Origin of the sequence: Streptomyces niveiscabiei, from assembly GCF_001419795.1 — a bacterium.
Taxonomy (GTDB): Bacteria; Actinomycetota; Actinomycetes; order Streptomycetales; family Streptomycetaceae; genus Streptomyces; species Streptomyces niveiscabiei.
In genome coordinates this window covers 1-7,104 of record NZ_LIRL01000666.1, presented here as the reverse complement: position 1 = coordinate 7,104, position 7,104 = coordinate 1, and the positions used below count along the sequence as shown (strand labels likewise).

The 7,104-nt window shown below is 73.8% G+C and carries 7 protein-coding genes; 3 read left to right on the top strand and 4 right to left on the bottom strand.

Annotated features, from left to right (window positions below):
• Positions 1–590: SDR family NAD(P)-dependent oxidoreductase (locus AOK24_RS29885; RefSeq protein ID WP_055723158.1), on the bottom strand; the 590-nt coding region annotated here is incomplete at its 3' end.
• A gap of 79 nt (positions 591–669) precedes the next feature.
• Here AOK24_RS29885 and AOK24_RS29880 point away from each other — a divergent pair.
• Positions 670–1,110 (top strand): MarR family winged helix-turn-helix transcriptional regulator, encoded by a 441-nt coding sequence (locus AOK24_RS29880; protein WP_316685452.1) that lies wholly within the window; start codon positions 670–672, stop codon positions 1,108–1,110.
• Between the two features lie 64 nt (positions 1,111–1,174).
• Here AOK24_RS29880 and AOK24_RS29875 read toward each other — a convergent pair whose 3' ends face one another.
• From AOK24_RS29875 to AOK24_RS29865, 3 genes are all read right to left on the bottom strand, one after another.
• Positions 1,175–2,746 carry an oleate hydratase gene (locus AOK24_RS29875; RefSeq protein ID WP_055723157.1) on the bottom strand — a complete coding sequence of 524 codons (1,572 nt, stop codon included), beginning with the start codon at positions 2,744–2,746 and terminating at the stop codon, positions 1,175–1,177.
• A 114-nt stretch (positions 2,747–2,860) separates the two neighbouring features.
• A complete protein-coding gene (locus AOK24_RS29870) occupies positions 2,861–3,283 on the bottom strand; it encodes an FMN-binding protein (protein WP_055723156.1) in 423 nt (140 codons plus the stop codon).
• 7 nt (positions 3,284–3,290) lie between these two features.
• On the bottom strand, positions 3,291–4,628 hold the full coding sequence (locus AOK24_RS29865; protein ID WP_055723155.1) for a ferredoxin reductase family protein: 1,338 nt from the start codon (positions 4,626–4,628) through the stop codon (positions 3,291–3,293).
• Positions 4,629–4,833: 205 nt separating this feature from the next.
• Here AOK24_RS29865 and AOK24_RS29860 point away from each other — a divergent pair, with 205 nt between their 5' ends.
• Together AOK24_RS29860 and AOK24_RS29855 are read left to right on the top strand one after the other, a co-directional pair.
• Positions 4,834–5,583 carry a response regulator transcription factor gene (locus AOK24_RS29860; protein ID WP_055723154.1) on the top strand — a complete coding sequence of 250 codons (750 nt, stop codon included), beginning with the start codon at positions 4,834–4,836 and terminating at the stop codon, positions 5,581–5,583.
• Entirely contained in the window at positions 5,580–7,037 is a 1,458-nt protein-coding gene (locus AOK24_RS29855) for a sensor histidine kinase (protein ID WP_055723153.1), read from the top strand. The genes AOK24_RS29860 and AOK24_RS29855 overlap by 4 nt, the downstream gene beginning before the upstream one ends.
• Positions 7,038–7,104 lie beyond the last annotated feature (67 nt).

The window sequence follows — 7,104 nt, the reverse complement described above, 5'->3', positions numbered from 1 at the left end:
GCCTGGTCCGCACGGCCGTCCGGGTCCTCGTGGACGGCCGTGCGGACCAGGCCCGGGGTGACGGTGTTCACGCGCACGCCGTGGGGGCCGAACTCCTCGGCCAGGGACTTGCCGAGCGCGGTGACCGCGGCCTTGGCGGCGCTGTAGCTGGCCGGGACGCCCGAAGGCATCCGGGCGGAGGTGGAGGAGATGTTGACGACCGCCCCGCGACGCTCGATCAGGCTGGGCAGGGCCGCGCGCGTGGCACGGACGGTGGCCAGCACGTTGACGTCGAACATGCGGGTCCACTGGGCGTCGCCGGCGTCGAGGAAGCCCATGACGGCCTCGTCCCCGCCGCCCACGTTGTTCACCAGCAGGTCGATGCCGCCCAGCTCGGCCAGCGCGCTGTCGATGAGGGAGGTGACGCCGTCCGCGGTGCTCAGGTCCGCCGTCACCGTGATCGCGCCGGTCTCCTTCAGTTCGGGCGTGATGGTGCGGGCCGCGCCCACCACGCGGACGCCTTCGCCGATCAGCGTCCGGACGATGGCGAGTCCGATGCCGCGGCCGGCGCCGGTGACGACGGCGGTCCTGCCCGTGAGGTCGAGGTTCATGAGGCTCTCCGAATGCATATGACTTGAATGTTTCAAATCATATCTATCATGGCTTGAAGTAGTCCGCTAGTCTGGAGCCATGGCGATGACACAGGAACAGGCGGAAGCACAGTGGGAGCTGGGCAAACTGGTCCACGACCTGGACATGCAGAGCAACGCGCGCATGCGTGAATGGGTGACCGCGCTCGGCCTGACCGTCGCGCAGGCGTCCGCCCTGCGCGAGATGACCGATCCCATGACCATGCGCGAACTCGCCGGGAAGATGAGCTGCGAACCCTCCAACGCCACCGTCGTCATCGACAAACTGGAGACCTCGCGGCTGATCGAACGCCGCCCCCACCCCACCGACCGCCGGGCCAAGCAGCTCGTCCTGACCCCGCAGGGCTCCGAGCTGCGGGAACGGCTGCTGGAGGTCCTGACCGCGGCACCCCTGTTCCCCACCCTGACCCAGGACGAGCAGGACGCGCTGGAGGCCCTGCTCAAGCGGGCCCTCTCCCGCGCCGAAAAACTCCCGTCCTGACGGACCGGGCGGAGCGGGAGCACACGCCCGGCCGAGAAGGCCGTCCCCCACTGCCGGCGATCCCTCACCGCCGGTGCATCGTCTCCAGCGCCGCGGCCAGGACACGCGGGTCGTGGTGGCCCTTGTAGACCTTCGGCGGGCGGCTCTCCAGGCCGAGCAGGCGCGAGACCGCCGTCCACGCGGTGCGCACGGAGTACTCGACGGTGAAGACGACATCGTCGGGGACCTCGGCGAACTGGCCGATGAAGGCCAGGTTGACGGAGCCGGCGGGGACGACGTCGGGCCGGTCGCCGTGGCGGCGGACCAGGAACTGGCTGGTGACGTACGGCATGACGCAGGGCACGGCCGTGGAGGTGGCGAGGACGCGTTCGCGGGTGCCGGTGTCGAAGGGCAGATGGTGGAGGACCTCGTCGAGGATCTCCCGGCCCGAGCACATCGTCATCGGCTTGGGGGTGTGGTTGCCGGCCCGGCCGGGGGACAGGGCGTAGCCCCACCAGACGGTGGTGTCCTCGGGCTGGTCGCGGTAGACAGGCTGGCGGTGCACGACGACGCTGAGCAGCCAGTTCGACGCGGTGAACGTCATCAGGCCGCCCCGTCCCGCCGGACGGCCGCTGAACTTCTCGAACGCCTCCAGGAAGTCCGTGCCCTTCGAGGTGACGGTGAACGACTCCCACCGGGAGTCCTTGACGTGCTTGTCGAAGACGCCGGGCCGGCCGAAGTTCTCCCGGCCCCGCGCCAGCCGGTGCCACAGCAGCCAGGCGTCCGAGCGTTCGGGGGCGGGCGGCGGCGCCGAGGTGTGCGTGCCGAGGCTGGAGGCGTCGGTCATCGATCCGTTGGTGACGAACACCAGGTCCTCGGGCGCGACGGCGATCCGCTCCTCGCGGCCGTGGCGGCTCAGATGGATCGCGTCGACCGTCCCGCTGCGCACACCGGGCGCGAACCCGAGGTCGGTGACCCGGCAGCCCGTGTGCACGGTGACACCCCGCTCGCCGAGCCACGCCGTCAGCGGCCGGACGATGGAGTCGTACTGGTGGCGGCGGGTGCGGTGGATGCCCGACATCGACGCGAACTCCGGGAACAGGTGCACGAACCGCAGCAGATAGCGGCGGAACTCGACGGCGCTGTGCCAGGGCTGGAAGGCGAACGTCGTGCACCACATCAGCCAGAAGGAGGTGGTGAAGAAGTGCTCGCCGAAGCAGTCGGTGATCCGCTTGTCGTCCAGGCGTCTCTCGGGCGTCGCCAGACACCGCACCAGCTCCAGCCGGTCGCGTTCACCGAACCCCATCGACGCCGGGTCGATCACCTGCCCGTTCCCGTCGACGAGCCGGGCGATGTCGTCCCACGCGAACTCCTCGTGCCCGGCGAGGATCTCCTCCGTCACACTGACCGCGGGATCGTCGAGCGTGGGGATCCGGGACAGCAGGTCGTACGTGCAGCGGAACTCCGCCTCGAACATCCGCCCGCCGCGCATCGAGTAGCCGGTGGCCGGCGTGCCGCCCGCGTCCAGGCTCCCGCCGAGCAGCCGCTGCTGCTCGAACACCTGGATGTCGGACCCGGCGAAGCCGCCGTCCCGGATCAGGTACGTCGCGGCGGCCAGCGCCGCGATCCCGCTGCCCACCAGATATGCCTTCGCCATCTCATCACTCCCTGCGAGACCGTTCTTGATGTCGTCGAGCCTCGTCCCGCGAGGCTCGCGCGCACCAGGTTCCGTCGGCCCCTTCCCCCGGGCCGACCGGCCCCGGGGGGAAGGTCAGCCGGCCAGGGAGTCCAGCGCCGACTGGAGGGACCGGCGGTAGCCGCCGCTGGTGTAGGTGGCCCCGGAGACCGTGTCGACGTGGGCGCTCTGCGCGGTGAGCGTCTCCTGGGTGAGCCGGGGAACGGCGTACGCGTTGATCTGCCGGTCGCGGAGGCTGCCGTCGGGCTGGGCGACGACGGTCACGCCCGTGACGCGTCCGCCGCTGACCGTGACCCGGACCTGGACGGGCCCGTAGCGGGTCGGCACCGAGGCGCCGGTGGCCGTGCCGGCGGCGGTGGCCGGCAGGGGAGCGGTCCCGGCGGCGGAACTCGGCGTGGTGTGCGGCTTCAGGGACAGCAGCAGGACCAGCCCGGACACGGTCGCCGCGCTCGTCAGGACCAGGCGGCGCAAGGGGTGGCGCCTCTTCAACGGGTGCACGGCGGCCTCACAGTTCGAACGACTCGTGGTGGATACGGCGGTCGGGGACCCCGGCGGCCCGCAGCGCCGCGTACAGGTCCTGGGCGAAGCCGTGCGGCCCGCACAGGTACACGTCGTGGCCGGCCAGACCGGGCACGGACGCGATCAGCGCGGGCGCCGACAGGTCGGGGCGGCGGCCGTCCGGCCCGTCCAGCGCGTACAGCACCCGCGCGCCCCGCCGGCGGGCGATCTCCTCCAGTTCGCCGCGCAGCGCCAGGTCCTCGGCGGTGCGGGCCCGGTACAGGAGGGTGACCTCGCCGGGCAGCGTCTCGAACAGGGCCCGCAGCGGGGTGACGCCGACGCCGCCCGCGATCAGCAGGGACCTGGGCGCGGTGGCCCGGCCGGCGGTCAGCGCGCCGTAGGGGCCCTCCGCCCACACCCGGGTGCCGGGCCGCAGCCGGGCGACGGCCGTGCTGTGGTCGCCGAGCGCCTTGACGGTGATCCGCAGCAGCTCCGGGCGCGGCGGCGCCGACAGGGAGTACGGCGTGGACGTCCAGCGCAGGCCCTCGGCGAGGAACCGCCAGCGCAGGAACTGGCCCGGCTCCGCGCCCAGTTCGTCGAGGCGCCGGCCCCGGACGAGGACCGAGTGGACGCCGGGCGCCTCCCGGTGCACCGAGTCGACGCGCAGCCGGTGACGCAGGTTCAGCCGGACGGGGGCCAGCACCCGGAACCACACCACGAGCGCCGCGACACCCCCGTACAGCAGGTACCAGGCGAGCTGCGCGGGGCGGCGGCCCACGAAGTCGGCGCCCAGGGCGAGCTGGTGGCCGAAGGAGAGGAACACGGCCGCGTACGTCAGGAGGTGGGTGACGTACCAGAACTCGTGGCCGACCCTGCGGCGCACCGCGCGCGCCGAGACGATCCCGACGCCGACGAGGACGGCCGCGCCGGCGGTGGCCTTGAGCATCTCCGGGTAGCTCAGGACCACCGTGATGGCCTCCTGGACCAGCGGGACGCGGTCCTGGGCGGCGTACCCCGCGAGGATCAGCACGATGTGCGCCACCAGCAGGGAGACCGTGAGGCGTCCCGCCATCGCGTGCCAGCGGGCCACGCGGTCCGTGCCGACGCGCCGCTCCAGGAGCGGGACGCGTGCCATGAGGCCGACGAGGACGGCGCACCCGTACCCGCACAGCAGGCCCGCGACCCGCCCGGCGCCCGTCAGCCAGCCCGCCGCGCCGACGACCGGGCCGGTGTCCTGCCACCACAGGGCGAGCACGGCGGCGGCCCCGGCCCACAGGGCGGCGAGGACGGGTCCGGCGGGGGAGCTGCGGGGGGCCGTCCTGTGCCGTGGGTACACCGTCGTCATCCATGGGTCCTTCCGCGAGTCCGTTCGGCTCAGGGCCGTCTGAGTGCCACCCTTGCGGCCCGACCTCTGCGTCTCCTCTGAGCGGTGCCCACCGGAGGGCGAGGAGCCCAGGCCGGACGGGCCGGGGCCGGTCCGGGACTCAGAGCGAACTCAGAGGAAACGGCGGGGGCGCGGGCGGCGCGCAGGGCGCATCCTGGGAGGCGAGATGAACACTTCCCGCCCCCGGGGCTTCGGCCGCCCCGCCCTGACCCGGACCGACGGCACCCCGCTGCGCGTCCTCGTCGTCGACGACGACCCCGACCTGGCGGAGGTCCTCTGCGGAGCCCTGCGCTACGAGGGCTGGGAGGTCGGCTCGGCGGGCGACGGCGCCTCGGCCGCAGCCCAGGCCCGCGCGCTGCTGCCGGACGCCGTCGTCCTGGACGTCATGCTCCCCGACACCGACGGCTTCACCGTCCTGCGCGACCTGCACACCGTCCGGCCCGACGTGTGCGTGCTGTTCCTCACCGCGCGCGACACCGTCGAGGACCGCATCGCCGGGATCACGGCGGGCGGCGACGACTATGTGACGAAACCCTTCAGCCTCGACGAGGTCGTCGCCCGGTTGCGCGGCCTGCTGCGCCGGGCCGGCATGGCCCGCCAGCGGGAGGACGGACCGCGCCTGACCGTCGGCGACCTCGTCATGGACGAGGAGGCCCGCGAGGTCACCCGCGGCGGCGACCTCGTCGAGCTGTCCCCGACGGAGTTCGCGCTCCTGCGGCTGCTCATGCACCACCCGCGCCGCGTGCTGAGCAAGGCGCAGATCCTGGACCGCGTGTGGTCCTACGACTTCGGCGGCCAGGCCCACGTCGTCGAGCTGTACATCTCCTACCTGCGCAAGAAGGTCGACGCGGGCCGCCCGCCCATGATCCACACGGTGCGCGGCGCCGGGTACGTCCTCAAACCGGCGGCTCCGTGAGGCGGCGCCCGTCCTGGCCGCGCACCCTGCGCGCCCGCCTCACGGCCGGCCTCGTCGTCCTGCTCGCGGTCAGCTGCGCCGCCGTCGGTGTCGCCGCTGTCCTGGAGCTGGACGGCTTCCTCACCGGCCGCCTCGACCAGCAGCTGCGCGACGCGGGCGCGCGGTTCCCGGCCAGCCTGGAACACGGCGGGAGCCTCCCCTCCGACCACGACGGCGACGAGGACGGCGACACCCGTCTCCAGCCCGCCGGGACCTTCGGCGCCCGGCTCGTCGGCGGGGCGGTCACGCACGCCTCCGTGGTCGCGTCCGGCGGCGGCACCCGCACCGTCACCCTCGGCGCCCGCGACCGGCGCCACCTCGCCGCCCTGCCCGCCGACGGCCGGGGGCGCACCGTCGGCCTGGCGGCGCTCGGCGACTACCGGATGCTGGCGAGCACCGGCCGCGACGGCGACGTCCTGGTCACCGGAGTGCCGACTGAACCCGTCGAGGCCGCCGTCCACCGCCTCGAACTCGTCTGCGCCGTCGTCTTCGGCGCCGCCCTCGCCGCCACCGGCATCGCGGGCGCCCTGTGGGTGCGCTGGTCGCTGCGACCGCTCGGCAAAGTCGCCGCCACCGCCACCCGGGTCAGCGAACTCCCGCTGGCCGGCGGTGAACTGGACCAGTGGCCGCGCCCGCCCGAGGCGGACCCCCGCAACGAGGTCGGACAACTCGCCGCGGCCTTCGCCGCCATGCTGCGCCACGTCGAGAACGCGCTCGCCGAACGGCACGCCAGCCAGGAGCGGCTGCGCAGCTTCGCCGCCGACGCCAGCCACGAACTGCGCACCCCGGTCGCCTCCGTACGCGGCCACGCGGAACTCGCGCTGCTGCACCCCGGACCCGTCCCGCCGGAGGTGAACCGCGCCCTGGAGCGCATCGAGGCCGAATCGGCCCGCATGGGCGAGATGGTCGACGACCTGCTCCTGCTCGCTCGCCTCGACGCCGGCCGCCCCCTCGAACAGGACCCCGTCGACCTGACCCGCCTCGTCCTGGACGCCGTCACCGACGCCCAGGCCGCCGGGCCCGGACACCGCTGGGCCCTCGAACTCCCCGAGGAACCCGTCACGGTGACCGGCGACGCCCACCGCCTCCACCAGATCCCCGCCAACCTCCTGGCCAACGCCCGCCTGCACACGCCGCCCGGCACCACCGTCACCGTCTCCCTGGCCGCCGACGGCCAGACCGCGCGGCTCTCCGTCCACGACGACGGCCCCGGCATCCCCGCGTCCATCCGCCCCCGCGTCTTCGAACGCTTCACCCACGGGGAACGCCGCCGCACCGAGGACGCCCAGGGCGGCACCGGGCTCGGCCTGTCGATCGTCGCCGCGGTGGCCCAGGCCCACGGGGGAGACGTCACCCTCGACAGCCGCCCGGGGGCGACGACGTTCACCGTACGGCTGCCCGCCGGAAGCCCGTGAGCCGGCCAGGCACCGCCCCGGCCGTACGGGCGTTCGGCGGCGTCGGCACGGCGGTTTCCCGGTGACG